At 61.3% G+C, this 15822-nt stretch carries 17 protein-coding genes and 1 tRNA gene; 4 read left to right on the top strand and 14 right to left on the bottom strand.

Annotated elements, in window-relative coordinates; translation table 11 throughout:
- Window positions 1–77: 77 nt before the first annotated feature.
- Window positions 78–1346: a DUF2863 family protein gene (locus tag AC1RTP_RS01665; protein WP_498604257.1), complete on the top strand. Its 1269-nt coding sequence runs from the start codon at window positions 78–80 to the stop codon at window positions 1344–1346.
- A 317-nt stretch (window positions 1347–1663) separates the two neighbouring features.
- Here AC1RTP_RS01665 and AC1RTP_RS01660 read toward each other — a convergent pair whose 3' ends face one another.
- The 5 genes from AC1RTP_RS01660 to AC1RTP_RS01640 all read right to left on the bottom strand — a co-directional run bounded on the left by AC1RTP_RS01660 (window position 1664) and on the right by AC1RTP_RS01640 (window position 6742).
- On the bottom strand, window positions 1664–2131 hold the full coding sequence (locus tag AC1RTP_RS01660; RefSeq protein WP_498604256.1) for a CYTH domain-containing protein: 468 nt from the start codon (window positions 2129–2131) through the stop codon (window positions 1664–1666).
- A gap of 5 nt (window positions 2132–2136) precedes the next feature.
- The gene (locus AC1RTP_RS01655; protein WP_498604255.1) at window positions 2137–3261 is read right to left on the bottom strand and encodes a M14 family metallopeptidase; all 1125 of its coding nucleotides are present in this window, start codon (window positions 3259–3261) and stop codon (window positions 2137–2139) included.
- Between the two features lie 104 nt (window positions 3262–3365).
- Entirely contained in the window at window positions 3366–4829 is a 1464-nt protein-coding gene (locus tag AC1RTP_RS01650; RefSeq protein WP_498604253.1) for a catalase, read from the bottom strand.
- Window positions 4830–4928: 99 nt separating this feature from the next.
- On the bottom strand, window positions 4929–5990 hold the full coding sequence (locus AC1RTP_RS01645) for a patatin-like phospholipase family protein (RefSeq protein ID WP_498604252.1): 1062 nt from the start codon (window positions 5988–5990) through the stop codon (window positions 4929–4931).
- Between the two features lie 8 nt (window positions 5991–5998).
- Entirely contained in the window at window positions 5999–6742 is a 744-nt protein-coding gene (locus AC1RTP_RS01640; protein WP_498604251.1) for a transporter, read from the bottom strand.
- Window positions 6743–6819: 77 nt separating this feature from the next.
- Here AC1RTP_RS01640 and AC1RTP_RS01635 point away from each other — a divergent pair, with 77 nt between their 5' ends.
- Window positions 6820–7158 (top strand): VOC family protein, encoded by a 339-nt coding sequence (locus AC1RTP_RS01635; protein ID WP_498604249.1) that lies wholly within the window; start codon window positions 6820–6822, stop codon window positions 7156–7158.
- Here the strand turns inward: AC1RTP_RS01635 and AC1RTP_RS01630 are convergent.
- From AC1RTP_RS01630 to AC1RTP_RS01605, 6 genes are all read right to left on the bottom strand, one after another.
- Window positions 7155–7892 carry a metallophosphoesterase family protein gene (locus tag AC1RTP_RS01630; RefSeq protein WP_498604248.1) on the bottom strand — a complete coding sequence of 246 codons (738 nt, stop codon included), beginning with the start codon at window positions 7890–7892 and terminating at the stop codon, window positions 7155–7157. The two genes, AC1RTP_RS01635 and AC1RTP_RS01630, sit on opposite strands and share 4 nt — an antisense overlap.
- Window positions 7893–7945: 53 nt before the next feature.
- The gene (locus AC1RTP_RS01625) at window positions 7946–10159 is read right to left on the bottom strand and encodes a LamG-like jellyroll fold domain-containing protein (protein ID WP_498604247.1); all 2214 of its coding nucleotides are present in this window, start codon (window positions 10157–10159) and stop codon (window positions 7946–7948) included.
- Window positions 10160–10288: 129 nt separating this feature from the next.
- Window positions 10289–10420: a hypothetical protein gene (locus AC1RTP_RS01620; RefSeq protein ID WP_498604245.1), complete on the bottom strand. Its 132-nt coding sequence runs from the start codon at window positions 10418–10420 to the stop codon at window positions 10289–10291.
- 171 nt (window positions 10421–10591) lie between these two features.
- Window positions 10592–10996, bottom strand: coding sequence for a VOC family protein (locus tag AC1RTP_RS01615; protein ID WP_498604243.1), 405 nt, complete (start codon window positions 10994–10996; stop codon window positions 10592–10594).
- Between the two features lie 123 nt (window positions 10997–11119).
- Complete coding sequence (locus tag AC1RTP_RS01610; protein ID WP_498604242.1) at window positions 11120–11422, bottom strand: DUF5710 domain-containing protein; 303 nt, start codon at window positions 11420–11422, stop codon at window positions 11120–11122.
- Window positions 11423–11490: 68 nt separating this feature from the next.
- Window positions 11491–11567: transfer RNA gene (locus tag AC1RTP_RS01605), tRNA-Pro, on the bottom strand.
- 64 nt (window positions 11568–11631) lie between these two features.
- On the opposite strand from AC1RTP_RS01605, the gene AC1RTP_RS01600 reads away from it, so the two are divergent.
- Window positions 11632–12468 (top strand): SIR2 family NAD-dependent protein deacylase, encoded by an 837-nt coding sequence (locus AC1RTP_RS01600; protein WP_498604240.1) that lies wholly within the window; start codon window positions 11632–11634, stop codon window positions 12466–12468.
- Window positions 12469–12518: 50 nt separating this feature from the next.
- Here the strand turns inward: AC1RTP_RS01600 and AC1RTP_RS01595 are convergent, their stop codons facing one another.
- Together AC1RTP_RS01595 and AC1RTP_RS01590 are read right to left on the bottom strand one after the other, a co-directional pair.
- Window positions 12519–13226: a fumarylacetoacetate hydrolase family protein gene (locus AC1RTP_RS01595; protein ID WP_498604239.1), complete on the bottom strand. Its 708-nt coding sequence runs from the start codon at window positions 13224–13226 to the stop codon at window positions 12519–12521.
- Between the two features lie 11 nt (window positions 13227–13237).
- Window positions 13238–13843, bottom strand: coding sequence for a TetR/AcrR family transcriptional regulator (locus AC1RTP_RS01590; protein ID WP_498604238.1), 606 nt, complete (start codon window positions 13841–13843; stop codon window positions 13238–13240).
- A 93-nt stretch (window positions 13844–13936) separates the two neighbouring features.
- Here AC1RTP_RS01590 and AC1RTP_RS01585 point away from each other — a divergent pair, with 93 nt between their 5' ends.
- Complete coding sequence (locus AC1RTP_RS01585) at window positions 13937–14440, top strand: GNAT family N-acetyltransferase (protein ID WP_498604236.1); 504 nt, start codon at window positions 13937–13939, stop codon at window positions 14438–14440.
- Here the strand turns inward: AC1RTP_RS01585 and AC1RTP_RS01580 are convergent.
- A complete protein-coding gene (locus AC1RTP_RS01580; RefSeq protein ID WP_498604235.1) occupies window positions 14437–15822 on the bottom strand; it encodes an efflux transporter outer membrane subunit in 1386 nt (461 codons plus the stop codon). The genes AC1RTP_RS01585 and AC1RTP_RS01580 overlap by 4 nt on opposite strands.

The following is a 15822-nucleotide window of genomic DNA, read 5'->3' as shown; positions in this document are numbered from 1 at the left end:
TTTTATTGCACCGCCAACCTCGAGCGAATCCACTACAATAGGGGTAATAAGTTTCCTTTTTGACTAAGAAAAGCGCTATGCGTCGTCCATCCAAAGATTCAACCCACAAATTATCTGCCGACAGCCAGCGCCTTATCACCCTCGCCCAAGCCTTGGGCCAGTCCGCGAGCCGCATTGAAGAGCGTAACTGGGAACGGGTGCTGGACGCCCAGCTGCATAAGCTGCTGCGCACCGGCCACCAGGACACTGTCGACTCGGCCCTGAACTCCTTGTTCAGCGTGGATTTGCCCGCCTATGACATCCTGATGGACAGCGTGGAAGCGGTCAGCGAATCCGACTCCATCGTGGTGGAAGTCGAAGGCGAGTCGCGCGAGTTCGATATCCTGCTGGTGGCCGCTCCGGTGCTGGCATGGACGCGTTTCTCTATCGCTTCCGGCCAGATTCCGGCTGACATCCTGAACACGCTGTCGGCGCACTTCTCCGCCCACCTTCTGGCGGATGGCACGCATATGGCGATGTCGTCCACCCTGTACTCCATCGACCAGCTGCCGCGCACCCATGCCGAGGCTTACTCGAAGGTGCACAAGCTGGCGCAGGCTGCGTTGAAGGGCCAGGCGCTCAAGTCCGAAGCCAAAGTGGCTGAAACCGCGCCCTTCCTGGCCGACACCCGCTACCTGATGGTGGCTGTGGTGGCGCCGCATAACGGTCCGCTATTCCGCTGGCAGATGCCGGCCCATCACGCTGCACAGGCCGAAGCGCGCCGCGACGCGCTGGCCGCATGGACCACGCAAGCCACGCCGACCGTGGCGCGCTTGCTGCCTGGCTGCGGCATCGAGCTGTTGCTGCCGGAAGCCTATTACACCGGCTGCCGCGAAGCGGACAAGCTGATTCGCCCGGTGTCGATCCGCGCTGCCGTGCATTACCTGACACATTCGCTGGCTTGCGAGCCTTCTGATTTGCGCGCAGTCATTGCGGGCTTTGGCGATGAATCCGCGCCGGATGGCCAGATCGACGAATACCGCGTCGCCTTCACCCGCCGTTCCGACAGCGATGTGATGTATGGCGTGGTGTGGCCGCTGTATGGCCAGGAAGATGAGGAAGGCACGCCGGCCGAGGGCCTGTCCGGCACCACGCTGGCCGAGCTGCTTAAGCCCCGCACCCCGGTGGAAGAAATCGTCGAACACCTGAACGCCGCCGGCGTCTCGCAAGTGAAAAAACTCGGTGAGAAGTATGTCGCCGAATACTGCGACGATTGCGGCGCTCCCCTCTTCGCCGATCCATCAGGCGAGCTGGTCCACGCCGAAATGCCCGAAGACGCCGCCACCGGCACCGAGCACTTCCATTAAGCAGAAAAGCCCGCGGTCACCGCGGGCTTTTTTCATTGGGTATCGCCGATGGCCGTGCCGGACACAGCTGGCATACCGACGCTGGCGCAGGCGGCGGCGCTGGCGCAGCGGTTGGCGTTCGGGTCAGCGCAACGACCAAGCCTGAGAAACTGAGAAACAAGCCAACGACAGTTCCCAACATCCAACGCGTAAATTCTGCACGCATCGCCTCAAGGTCGGCTTTCGTTGCCAGAGTTGGCAAGATCGCTTCGACTCGCGCCTTGAATTCGATAAATTCGTTTTCGATGCCCATGTATCCAGCATACGCCGGACACAGATCACTTCCAAGTGGAATACGGCTGCTTAATCAGGCGGGAATTGAGGTAGCGCAAATCGTGGGTGACTTCGTCGCCAGCCCAGTCCGGCTTGTCGAACGTGGCGTCCTCAGCCGGTAATTCGATCTCGGCGACGACGAGTCCGGCATTCTCGCCGAGGAACTCGTCCACTTCCCACACAAAGCCGCCGAAGGGAATGCGGCGGCGGTATTTTTCGATGAGCGGCCGCTCGCATAAGCGGTCCAGCAGCTCGGCGGCTTCGGCGACGGGGATCGGATACTCCCACTCGCCGCGCGCCGCACCGACATTCTTACTCTTGATGGTCAGGACCGCCCGCTCGCCCTCGATCCGCACGCGTACGGTGCGCTCGGCATGTGAGGACAGATAACCCTGGCGCAACAGGACCGGCTCGCCTTGCGTGCGCCAGCCATCTCCCGCCACCAGGAATTTACGTTCGATCTCAACGCCCATCCGGATTACTCGTCCAGCGACAGCAGGATAGGCTGCAGGATCGCAGCGCCCAGCGCTGCACTGCGCGAGCCGTTCCAGCCGACGGTCGGTACCGGCAGGTCCGCGTTATCCTTGAACGGCATTTCCAGTGTCAGGGACAGCACCTGGAAGTGGTGACCGATGTACTTGGAGGCCAGCGTCAGCATGTCTTCCTTGTACTTGGAAGGCGCGTAACCTACCGCGTCCTGGAAGTCCGGCGACGCATTCTTGTAGCGGTCGATGAAGTTCTTCTGGCGCGCCATCTGCTCCGGCGTGAAGTTCTCCAGCATTTCGTTACCGGCCACGAAGTTGTAAGGCAGCGCTTCGTCACCGTGGATGTCGAAGAACATATCGACGCCGGTTTCGTGGATCTTCTGCTTTACGCACAGCACTTCCGGCGAGCGTTCCAGCGAAGGCGTCATCCATTCGCGGTTCAAATTCGCGCCGGCAGCGTTGGTGCGCAGGTTGCCACGGATCGAGCCGTCCGGGTTCATGTTCGGCACGATGTAGAAGCAGCAGCGCTGCAGCAGCTTGCGGGAGATCGGGTTGGCGTCGTCCAGCAGGGAATCGATCAGGCCTTCGATGAACCATTCGGCCATGGATTCGCCTGGGTGCTGGCGGGCGATGAACCAGATTTTCTTTTCAGCTTCCGGATCGCCGACGACTACCAGGTTCATGTCGCGGCCGTCGACGGAGGAGCCGATATCCAGCACGCGTGCAACCGGGTTCTCGGCCACTTCGCCCAGCAGGCGCAGGTGGCGCTCCCACGAATATGGTTCGAAATAGGCGTAGTACACGCTGTCGTTGTGTGGCGTGTGCTTGATGGTCATGACCTGGCCATCGAAGGATGTCGGGACGCGGAACCAGTTTTCGCCGTCGTAGCTGGCGGCGGCGTTGTAGTCTTCGAAGCCTTTGGCGTAGGTGGCGTCGCCGGCGTTCAGGAATTTCATGGTCAGCGCTTCGCCGCGTGCACCTTGCACGCGGAAGTGGAACCACTGGTGGATGTCGGCGGCGTTGTCCTTGCGGAGGTTCAGTTCGATGTTCGCGGCATTGTCAGCGCGGACTACTTCGATGGCGCCAGAGTCGAAATTCTGGCTGATTTTGATGGTCATTGCGATCCCGTTCAGAGGCTTGGGTTGATCGGAACCGATATTGTACACACCAAACCCGGTAAAGCTGGGTCAGACCCAAGGGTCTGACCCAGCTTTACCGGGTTTTAGTCGACGTTGCGCCCGCGCGCCTTCAACGCGGCCCGCACGCCAGCGCCGTAAGCGGAATCCGCCTTATCAAAATGCCCCAGCTGCCGCTGGATAATCTCGTCACTAACCTGGCTCAAAGGCCCCGCAATATTCTCGAACAGGTTCAATTTCTCCTGCTCAGGCAAGAGGCGGAACAAATTCCCCGCCTGGGTGTAATCATCCTCTTTACCCCGCCCGTCGTAGCGCCCTGCCCCGCCATTCAGCGCCAGCACCGGCTCCCCATGCCCCATGCCTTGTGGCGAGGAGCCCGCAGCCTCAGTCGGCGCATAGTTCTGCTCCGCGCCACCGACGCCCGACGCCATCGCCCCATCCCGCTGCTGGTGATGGAAAGGACAACGCGGCGCATTAACCGGCAGTTGCTGGTGATTAGTACCCACCCGGTACAACTGCGCATCGTGATAAGCAAACAAGCGCGCCTGCAACATCTTGTCCGGCGAATACCCCATGCCCGGCACGATATTGGCCGGCGACAGCGCCGCCTGCTCCACCTCCGCGTGATAGTTCACAGGATTGCGGTTCAACTCCAGCACACCGACAGGAATCAGCGGGAAGTCCGCGTGCGGCCACACCTTGGTCAGGTCAAACGGATTCCAGCCAGTACGCTGCTCCCACGCCGCCAACTGCTGTTCGGTCGCCACCTGCAGTTTCACCTCCCACTGTGGGAAATCGCCGTTGGCAATCGCGTTATACAGGTCGCGCTGCGCATGGTCCGGGTCCGAACCCGCCAGGCGCGTTGCATCGGCCGCGCTCAGGTTCTTGATGCCCTGTTTTGTCTTGAGGTGCCATTTCACGTAGACACGCTCGCCCGCCGCATTCACCAGGCTGAAAGTATGGCTGCCGAAACCGTCCATGTGCCGGTAGCCATCCGGCGTGCCACGGTCGCTGAACAGCATAGTGACCTGGTGCAGCGACTCGGGCGTCTTGCTCCAGAAGTCGAACATCATGGTCGGCGATTTGAGGTTGGTCTGCGGGTCGCGCTTCTGGGTGTGGATGAAGTCAGGGAATTTGATGCCGTCCTTGATGAAGAACATCGGCGTGTTATTACCCACCAGGTCCCAGTTGCCCTCCTCGGTGTAGAAACGCAACGCGAAGCCGCGCGGATCGCGCTCGGTATCGGCGCTGCCACGTTCGCCGCCGACGGTGGAGAAACGCACGAAGGTCTCGGTCTGCTTGCCCACGGCCGAGAACAGCTTGGCCTTGGAGTATTTGCTGATGTCGTGGGTGACGGTGAAGGAACCGTAGGCGCCCGAACCCTTGGCGTGAACCACACGCTCAGGAATGCGTTCGCGGTTGAAATGCTGGAGCTTTTCAATCAGGTGGAAGTCCTGCAGCAGGACGGGGCCGCGCGGACCGGCAGTCAGGGAGTTCTGGTTATCGACGACTGGAATGCCGGATGCGGTGGTGATGGGGGTCTGGCTCATTTACTGGCTCCTTCATGTGATCGGTGAAATCATTCTAAAGAGACACGAGCAATTAATAAATTTGATTAATTCTATGAAACCGATAGTCAAAGACGATACTTAGAATTTTTCATGGATGGCGATCCCCTCGAAAGTATCCGCTCCTGCGGTCCATGGCTTTGCCTTGAAAGCCCGCTGCGCATCCGCGTAGCCGGCCTGCCAGCGCTGGCTGATGCCGGCGCTCGAGAAGTCGATGTCCTTGGTGTGGTCCTCGCAACTCAGGTGGGGCGCCTTCAGCAGCACCACATGCATGGAGGTGCCGCAGCCCCACAGCGCCAGCTCGCGCACTTCCGGCGAGGTACGCACATCGTCCGGCAGCTTCATCGCCAGCTCGCGGATCACGCGACGCAGGCGGTGCAGCTTGCGCTGCTGCTCGATGTGGCTGGCGCGGCTGGCGTACTGGATTTCCTTGTGCTTCTCCAGCACATCGAGCACGCTTTGCGGCTCGCTGCCGTCCGGGTTCCACACCTGGACCGAGAAAATCACCGAATCGCGCCGGGGCTCGTCATCGAGCACCGCCTCGATCGGCGTATTGGAGTAAATGCCGCCGTCCCAATACGGCTCACTGCCGATGCGCACCGCCGGGAATGCAGGCGGAATCGCGCCGGACGCGATCACGTGCGATAGTTCCAGCGCTTCCTTGCGGGTGTCGAAGTAGCGCATCACGCCATTACGGGCGTTCACAGCGCCCACGGTCAGGCGGGTGTGGCGCTCGTTCAGGTAATTCATGTCCACCAGCCCGGCCAGCGTTTCACGCAAGGCGTTGGTGCGATAGAACGAGGCGTTTTCCACGCCAAGTGGCGCAGCGGGATTCCACCATGCGATGGGATTCGGGTCGAAGAAAGCAGGAATACCCTGAGCCAGCGTCAGCGCATTGGCGAAGGCTGGCGGCAGGCTGCCGAAGATATCGCGCCGCTCCATCGCATCCCAGAACGCCTTTAGCCGCGCAAGGCGTTGCTCGGGCGGATTGCCCGCGATGATGGCGCCGTTCAGTGCGCCGATTGAGGTGCCGATCACCCAGTCCGGCTCGACGCCCGCTTCATGCATTGCCTGGTAGACGCCCAGCTGGTAGGCGCCAAGCGCTCCGCCGCCTTGCAGCACCAGCACCACTTGCCCTGGCATCCCCTTCTTCACATCCGCACCGATAAGCCGACGGTGAACGCCAAGTCCGGCGTGCGGTGGTTCAGGCCGATCATGAAGCCTGCATCAAGGTGCAGGTCGTGCGTTGGCGAATAACCACCGCCAAAGTCGAAGCTGGCCTGGCTGCCGCCGTCGCGCGAACGGGCGATGCGCGGCGTCGATACTTCCAAAAAGGCATAGGCGCGGTCGCTCAAGCTTTTTGCCAGCGTGATGCCGAACATGCCGGTGTTGTAATGGCGGCCGTTGTCATCGCGGTCGCGGTAGACGCCGGGCATGACACCCAGGGTCAGGTCGTACGGCAGTTCCCACTCCATCGGCATGCGTATCGAAGGCCGCGTGCCATTGCCGCGGAAGTCGCGCGAGCCGCTCGCAAAGTCCAGCTGCGGAATCAGGCCGATGGTTGGTGTGCCGTCCTTGCCCTCGTTGATTTGCCACTTGATGCTCAAGCCCGTGTCGCCCCAGCCGCTCGAGCGGGCCGGGGCGCTGCGGTCGGTTACGCGGCCGTCGGTGTCGATGCGCAGCTCAAGGCGTTCCGATACCCCCACGCGCAGCAGCAGCGGCGTGGCGCGATCATCCTTCGATTGCAGGAATCCGGTTTCCAGCTGCAAGCGTCCCTTGCCGACCACCTCGGGCGAGTCCACAAAGTCGGGACGGTCAGTCGAGATCCAGTCATCCGGTTCCGCAGCCGCGCAGCACAAGGGCAGCGCCAGCACGCACAATACTAAATTCCGCATTCCGCCCTCCCAGCGATTTCTGGCTTAGGATAGGAATATGCCATTAATACCGGAGATCAACAATGAGGTTAAACCATATGGATTTACCCGTATCGGACCTGGAAGCGGCCGCGGACTATTTCCAGCGAGGGTTTGGCTTTGAACGGATACCGGCACGCGCCGAAGGAATGGCGATTTTGCGCGGCGAAGACGGCTTCGCCCTGATCCTGCAGCAGGCGGACCATGTCGACTATCCCCCCGGCTTCCACATCGGCTTCCTGCAACCGTCCGACGAAGCAGTGCATGCCGCTTATCGCCGCCTCGCCGACGCCGGGCTGCCGCAGCCCCCTGCCCCGTCGGTCAGCTACGGTTGCCTGGCCTTCTGGTGCCAGGCTCCCGGTGGCCTGCTCATTGAAGTCAGCCACCGTCCCGGTTAAGCCATGCGCCCCGTCCTGAGCGCGAACGCCCACTCAGGGCGGCCATGGCGCTGCGCCACTTCCGCCGCAGCATTCCAGTCGTAAGCGACCGCATACTGCTCGACCGCCCAACCGCTTGAAGTGCGCTCGACGATCGCGTAACGCGCATGCGGCGAACCGTTTTCAGCCTTATGCGGATAAGGCAGATCATCATCGTAAGCCTGCAAGCCGACGCTGCCCGGATTGACCACCAGGCGCCCGTCGTCCAGCAGCACGCAGCGCGGCACATGGGTATGCCCGCACAGGATCAGGGAGGCACGGGCGTCGCCGGCCCGCTCCAGCACTTCCTCGTAGGTAGCGGCGCGCTGGCCGGACGGATCGACCGTCTCCATCCAGTAGACCAGGTCCGAGCCCGGGGTGCCATGCACCATCAGCACGTCGTCTCGCATCCGCAAGGAAGCAGGCAGCGAGGCAATCCAATTGCGATGAGACGGTGAGATATGATCGTGCGCCCAGCGGTCGGACGCGCCCATGCGGGCAGGATCGTGCTCCAGCACTTGCCGCTCATGGTTGCCGCGAATGGCAGGCAGGTCCAACGCCATCAGGCGATCGGCCGTTTCGGCCGGCAGCAAGGGGCCGGACAGGATATCGCCCAGGTTGACTGTTACGTCCACCTTTCGCCGCGCGATATCGGCCAACACAGCATCGAGCGCCCACAGGTTTCCATGAATATCCGACATGACCGCGATGCGCATCGTGAACACTCCTCCTCCAGATAAGAGTATTCACTTTACACGCAGATGTGAAACTACGCAGCGAGCGACGCCACCTCCACTGCGCTTAGCGCGCCGCTGTAAATGCGGAAGTCGTCGATTTTGCCGTTGAAGTACGGGTCGGACGAATATTGCGAACGGCCGATCCAGTTCTGCGTCGTGCTGCGCATGCGGAACGGCGCATGGGTCATCTGCTTATTGGTGGCGACTGCACTGCCGTTCACATACATGGTGCCGGTGCTGCCGGACAAGGTTACCGCCACGTGCACCCACTGCCCGGTCGGCAAAGGCGTCGAGTCAAGTGCCTGCTCGCCCCAGCCGTTGGTCAGGCTGATAGCGAATCGCAGGCCGCCGCCGCCCGCTTGCGGCGTCAGGAACATGTACTGCGTGGTCCCCGAACCAAAATCGAAAATGCGCGTCCAGTTGCGGCCGCCCTGCCAGAATACCCAGGCGGCGATCGTGAAATCGGCCAGGCCGTCCACCAGGCCCGCCGGCAGCGCCAGGTAATCGTCAACGCCATCGAGCAGCACTGCATTTCCGCGCTTTCCGCTCGCCCATTGCGCGCCGTTCAGCAAGCTGGCGTGGCGGCCATTGCCGCTGCTGTCTTGTGCCGCCGTGCCTTGCGACTCGTCGAATGCCAGCAATGTATGCGCTACGACGCCGGCCGCGACGCGCGCTTCAGCGGAAGGGGCGCTGTCGCCGGACGGTGTCTGCGCCGTGACCACGTAATAAAAGGTAGTGGGTGCCGGCGCGCGGTCCGTGTACGTGAGCAAGCCGTTGATTGCGCTAGCCACAGGCTGGTAAGGTCCGCCACGAACCGTCGAACGCAGCACGGTGTAGCCGGTTGCATTGGCTGTGCCCCACCATGAAAGCTCGACATTGCCGCCCACCAGGCGCGCCGTCAGGCCGCTCGGCGCCACGTTTTTGGCCTGCGGATCGCGGCTGAACAAAAGCGTCCCGACGCCAAGCTGGTCGCCGTTGCCGCCATCGCCTTCGGCCCGCACCCTGGCCGCCATCTGCGCCACGAAAGGCGCGGCCAGTCCGCGCCGGTTGACGTAGTGGTTGTAGATCATTTCCCAAACCGGACGGATGCTGGGCAAGCCGCCCGTCGAAACGCCGTTGCCCGTACCTTGCCTGTTGGTGTAGGTATCGAACGGCATCGATGTGTAATAAGGGTTACCGTTGGCGTCGGACAGGTTGGACTTGGCCACGTATTCGGCCCCGGCCAGGAAGCGGTTGTTGTCGTAGCCGTAGAAATCATCACCCTGGTTCCAGGCCATCTCGCAGAATGCACCTGCCAAGCCGATGCCGAGCGTGCAATGGCCCTGATCGCGCGAGCTCTCCTGCCATTGGCCAAGGTAACCGGGATGGACAAATGGCACCGCCTGGCTGGAAGCGCCATTACCGCGGCCAGACTGGTAATAGCCCACTGCCTCGTTGTACAAGTCTTCGCGGTCGCAAAGCACGCCGATAGCCAGGATAGACGCCAGGTTGCACTGATCCCAGTTGGCCCAGTAGTTGGTGATGTCCGCCCCGTTATGCTGCGTCAGGAACTGGTGGTTCAGAGGATAGAAGACGTTCAGCATCATGGCCTGGAAACGCTGCAGGTCGGCCGGCGCCCAGCCCTGGTAGGTGCGCATGATTTCGGCGGCATTGGCGAACTGGTAGCCGTAGATGCCGGCAGCCAGGAAGCGGTCGGCGTTCCCGGTAATGGTCGTCAGCGTGGACGACCAGGCATTGAGGAATTGGACGGCTTTTTCGGCGTATGCTGGGTCGTCGGAGACCTTCCAGCGCAGCGCCAGTTGGTATGCGCGCGCCACATCGATATAGAACTGCGGGAAATTGCTGTCGGCGCCGCCGCGAATCACGGTCTGCAAAGGACGCGGACTGTTATTCAGGTGCGAACGGCCGGTGCCAAGCAGCGCATTCCAGCCGTCGCGCCAGGGTTGCACGCCCTCCTTCACCTTGGCACGCATGCGGGCAAAGTCTTCTTCAGTATGCAGCAGGCCGGGATGCACGAAAGTACGGGCTTGCGTGGTCGCGGCAGCCGGCGAGGTTGCGGCGGCCGGCGTGCTCGGGGCGGCAGGAGGGCTTTGCGTAACTGGCGCGGTTTGCGCACCTGGTCTGCTTTGTGCGGTGGACCCTCCGGCATTGCAGGCACTGAGCGCGAGCGGCCCAAGTGCCGCAATCCCAAGCGAGCGGGTACAGAAAGTCCTGCGGAGAAGAGAAATAGCGGGTGGTTTTATCATGGTCGCCTATCGAACGTTTCGCGGGCAGGACGCCGCGCGCGTCGATGGTAACTTACCATGAGGCAACTTTTTTATAAGCACTTGATGAAATTTGCGCGCTGGATTGCGCAATGCGATTCGGTCTTGGAATCAGTGGCCTTCCAAGGCGTCGGCGATCTTGTCCATCTGGGATGCCTTGGCCACTGCATTCGCCGGCTTCTTCACATTCGACTGGTTTTCCTTGGCCTGCTGTGGTGGCGACAACGGCAATATGGAGGCCACACGAACCGTATCCATAGCGTACATGGATGCAGTCAGCCCCACCGTTGCGATCAATAACCAGCGTACCCACCAGGTCAACACGATGACCTCCCGCGAACTTGTCTACTAATTAGTTTAGTTTCGAAATTTGCGGGAATTCTATTAAATTGTCACCGTTGACCAAGAGTTATCTTACTGCTGCGGCGCTTGGGCCATATAGACCAGTTCCCAGATATGGCCGTCCAGGTCTTCAAAGCCGTGGGCGTACATGAAGCCGTAGTCCTTTGGCTCGCGCGGGGTCTTGCCGCCGGCTGCCACCGCCTTGCGCACCAGATCATCGACTTCCTCGCGGCTTTCGCAGGACAGGCACACCAGCACCTCGGTCGCCTCTTTGGCGTTGACGATCGGCTTCCCGGTGAAGGTGCGGAAGAAGTCTTCGACCAGAAGCATCGCGTAGATGCTGCCGTCGTTGATGATCATGCTGGCTGCGTTCTCGTCGGTGAACTGCGGGTTGAAGGTATAGCCCATGGCGGCGAAGAAGGCCTTCGACTTTTCCAGGTTCTTGACGGACAGGTTGACGAAGATTTGCTTGTTCATTTTGGGCCTCATGTTGATTTAGTTGATGGCAGCACGCCTGCCATTATCCCTACGACGCGCCAGGAATGTTGAAATCGACAAGGAGATCAAAAACTATTTTGCCGTACGCACCAGAGCGCGGCCCTACTTGGCAGTAAGCCAGCGGCTGAACGGTTCTACGTTCACGCCTTGCGGAACGTACCATTTCTTGCGAGTGGAGTCCCATTTCGCGCCGAGCTTTTTCGCCTCGTCCTTCTCGGCATACGGCACGTTCAGAATGGTGGTTTTGGCTGATGCCGCCGGCGCTTCCATTGTTTGCAGCGGCCAGCTTGAGGGGGCCGCACACGGAATCTGCGTTCCGTCCTCGCGTACCTCAACCCAATGATCGCCCTCCTGGCCGTTAATCTTGATGACGTAAGGCGGGTCGAAAGGTACAGAGTCGTGCATATCTCTCCAGTTAAATGGCGGAAAAAAAGGGCTACAGTCCAAAACTGTAACCCTTTATTCGAATTAATTGGTCGGGGCGAGAAGATTCGAACTTCCGACCCCTTGCACCCCATGCAAGTACGCTACCAGGCTGCGCTACGCCCCGACTCGAGGAACCGATTATATCAGAGCAATTTGTGGTTTTGTCAAAGTTACCTCAAACTACAGAAATGGCTATTGATCGAGACTTGGCGGCGCGCGCTGCCGAACTTATTACGCAATCGGACGGGCTGGTGATTGCGGCCGGCGCGGGCATGGGCGTAGATTCGGGGCTGCCGGATTTCCGGGGAAATGAGGGATTCTGGAAGGCCTACCCTGCCCTCGGACGAGCGCGGATGGAATTCACCAGCATCGCTTCTCCGCGCACTTTTCATGATGATCCGGCTTTGGCCTGGGGGTTTTATGGGCATCGCCTGGCGCTGTACCGCGAGACTGTACCGCATGAGGGCTTTGCGCTGCTGCGTGAATGGGGTGCGGGGATGGAGCATGGGTGCTTTGTCTTTACCAGCAATGTGGATGGGCAGTTTCAGAAGGCGGGATTTGATGCTCGCTCCATTTATGAGTGCCACGGGTCGATACATCATCTGCAATGCCTGGGGCCTTGCTGCCGGAAGATATGGGCGGCGGATGGGTTTGCGCCGGATGTGGACGCGGCGGCTTGCCGGTTGCGTAATGAGGCGCCTCGGTGTCCTGAATGTGGCGGGTTGGCGCGGCCGAATATTTTGATGTTTGGGGATTGGGGGTGGGTTGAGCGGCGCAGCGAGATGCAGGCGGGGCGGTTGGAGGAGTGGTTGGCCAAGGTGCGGCGGCCGGTGGTCATTGAAATTGGGGCGGGGACGGCGGTTCCTTCGGTGAGGCGCTTTGGGCAGAGCGTGGTGCTGCGGGGTGGGAGGATGGTGAGGATTAATCCGCGGGAGTTTGCGGTGAGCGGCGCGGCGGATGTGGGGATTGCGGCGGGAGCGCTGGAGGGGTTACTTGCGATTGCTGCTGAACTGCAAACCCGGTAGACCGGGGTATGACCCAAGGGTCAGACCCCGTCATCTCTTCGTGTAGTGGGTTAGGTGAACTTTACGGAGAGGCTGGCCAGGCCTTCGATGCTGCCGGTGAGGGATTGGCCGCGGGTGACGGCGCCTACGCCTTCGGGAGTGCCGGTGAAAATCAGGTCGCCGGGTTCGAGGCGGAAGAGCGTCGACAAGTTGGCGATGGTTTCGGAGATGGACCAGATCATGTGGTCGGTGCTGCTGGATTGGCGCACTGCGCCGTCCAGGGCCAGCGCGATGGCGGCGTTTTCGACGGCTGGTGCTTCGGACGCGCGGCGCAATTCGCCTACGGGCGCGGAGTAGTCGAAGGCTTTGCCGATCTCCCATGGGCGGCCGGCGTCCTTCATTTTTCCTTGCAGGTCGCGGCGGGTCATGTCCAGGCCGACGGCATATCCGAAGATGTGTTTGGGTGCGTCGGCTACGGAGATGTCGCTGCCACCGGTACCGATTGCCACCACCAGTTCGCACTCGTAGTGGTAGTTGCTGGTCTGTGGTGGGTATGGCAGTTCGGCCACTGCGCCCGGTGCAACAGGCACCACGGCTGATGCGTCGCCCGGTTTGCAGAAGAAGAATGGCGGTTCGCGGTCTGGATCGGAGCCCATCTCGCGTGCGTGGCCGGCGTAGTTGCGGCCCACACAATAGACGCGGCGCACAGGAAAGCGTTCGTCCGTGCCGGCGATGTGCAATGCCGCGACCTGGTGTGGAGGGAAAACGAATTTGGTCATTTCTCTTATCCTTAAGTGAAAAGGAGCGCCCGCATGGCGATGCGGAAGGATTTAATGATCTCGGCCACCGGCAGCTCGGGATAATTCAGCAAGCGCAATTGCAGGCCCTGGTGCAGGCAAATCACGGCCTGCATACGCCCTTCCACAGTGACATCGTCGGCAGCCAGGCCATGCATTTCGCGGCCGGCCTTCAGCAACGCAAGCAGGCTTTCGCACATGCGGCGGTCGGCTTGCTGGGTCAAAGCGGCTATGGCGGGATTGCGCGCGCTTTCGGCGGCGATTTCCAGCGGCAGTGCCCAGTGGTCAGGGTCGAGGTTGTTCTGGACGCTCTGCTCGACGTCGTCGATGATCGCTTGCAGCGGGTCCGGCTGGCTGGCGATCTTGCTGATGATTTCATGTACCCGCGTTTCGTTTTCTTCCACGAAGGCGGCGATGATGGCGTCTTTGCTGGCGAAATAGTTATAAATGTGGCCGGCGCTCATGCCGGCCGCTTTGGAAATCTCGGACATGCTGGCGCCGTGGAATCCGCTGCGGCGGAAACAGGTGGCGGCGGCGTCCAGTACCTGGCGGCGGCGGCTGGCGGCGCGCTCTGGGTCGATGTGGCGTTTTTCAGTCATAAGGCGATACTCTGGCCAAGGGATTGAGCTTTGTCAAATTACAACGTGCTATGATTGAAAGGCAGTTACTTCATTCTTAAAGGAAAAAGTGATATGCCCTCCCGTACCTCTCGCTCGATTGAGATGCGTCCCGCCGAAGCGGGCGACCTGGCGTTCATGCAGCAGCTGTATTCCTGCACCCGCAGCGCCGATCTTCGAATGGGAGGTTGCGACCTCGCCACCGAGTCCTTACTTCACGGCGTGCAGTTCAAGGCGCAGCAGTCCTGGTTTGAGACCCATTACCCGCATGCCGATTTGGCCGTGATCATGGATCGCGAGCGTTCGATTGGGCGGCTGTTCGTTGATTACGGGCCGGGGGAACTGCGCATTCTCGATATCTGCTTGCTGCCTGAATACCGCAATCGCGGGATTGGGCTTGGCTTGTTGCGCAGCTTGCAGGCACAAGGAGAGCGCTTGCGTCTTCCGGTTCGAATGAACGTGGCGCTGGGCAGCCCTGCCCTGCGGCTGCTGCAGCGCTGTGGGTTTGAGATTCTGGCGGTCGACGGCATCTACAACCTGATGGAGTGGATGCCGCCAGCCGGTATCGATCCCGATTAAGCCCAGCCCCCAAGCACTTTGTACAGGGTTACCTGGTTGGCTGCCTTTGCCAGGCGGACGCTGATCAAGCCTTGCTGGGCCGCGTATAACGCTCGCTGCGAAACCAGGGCGTTCAGGTAGGACTCGGCGCCTTTCTGGTAGCGCGCTTCGTGGATGCGGTAGCTGCGGCTAGCGGCTTCCGTCAGGGCGGCTTGCGACTCTACGCGTTCATCCAATGTGCCTCGCTGCGCCAGTGCATCGGCTACTTCGCGGAAGGCTGACTGGATCGCTTTTTCGTAGCGCGCTACGGCGATGCCGTTGTCGGCTTTGGCGATGTCCAGCCTTGCGCTGTTGGCGCCGGCGTCAAACAGGGGCAGCGTCAGTTGCGGCAGGAAGGTCCAGGCGCCGGTGCCGGCCTTGAACAGGTTCCCCAGGCTATTACTTGCGCTGCCTGCGGTGCCGGTCAGCGTGATGCTCGGGAAGAAGGCTGCACGCGCCACGCCGATATTGGCGTTGGCGGCTTTCAGCGCATGCTCCGCTTCCAGCACGTCCGGGCGCTGCAGCAGCACAGAAGACGGCACGCCTTCCGGCAGTTCGGCCAGCGTGGTGACGGCGGTCGGCAAAGCCTGCGGCAGCAGGTCCGCCGGCACTTGGGTACCGACCAGCAGGGCCAGCGCGTTCTCGCCGGCCGCTACCTGGGCGGTGTACAGGGCCATGTCGTTGCGCGCGGCTTCGACACTGGTTTGTGCTTCATACATATCGAGGCCCGAGGTGGCGCCGGATTCGAAGCGGCGCTTGCTCAGCTCAAATGTGATTTGCTGGCTTTTCAGCGTGTCTTGCGCCAGGCGCAGGCGTTCCTTATCGGCTGCCAGGCCAAGCCAGGTGGTCGCTACTTCGGATACCAGGCTAAGGCGCTGGGCGCGTTGCGCTTCCTGCGTGCCAAGGTAGGACTGCAGGCCAGCTTCCGAGGAGTTGCGCAGTTTGCCGAACAGGTCCAGCTCATAGGCCGGCAGCGCCAGGCCGCCGGTGTACTGGCGGCTGATGTCGCCGCTCGGAGCGCGGGCTGCGCTCTGGCCAACTTGCGCATTCACCTTAGGCAGCTGGGCGGAACGGTCGATGCCATATTGCGCCCTCGCCTTCTCTATATTCAGCGCCGAGACGCGCAGGTCGCGGTTGTTCTTCAGCGCCAGCTCCACGACGTCGCGCAGCTGCTGGTCGCCGATAAAGTCCTGCCAGGCGATTTCGCCGGCAGGCTTGGCATCGGCCGCAGTTTGTGCGGGCTTGTAGGCATCGCCCTGCGGCCAGGCCGCAGCTACCGGCGATACCGGGCGCTCATAGGTCGGAGCCAGGCTGCAGCCGGCCAGCAAGGCCGCAGCTGCAAGGGTAAAGATCGTCTTTTTCAT

The sequence above is a fragment of the Pseudoduganella sp. GW821-FHT11H04 genome, from assembly GCF_058807935.1.
Note: the sequence above shows the minus strand (reverse complement) of the source record. Positions and strands in the feature narration are given on the sequence as shown.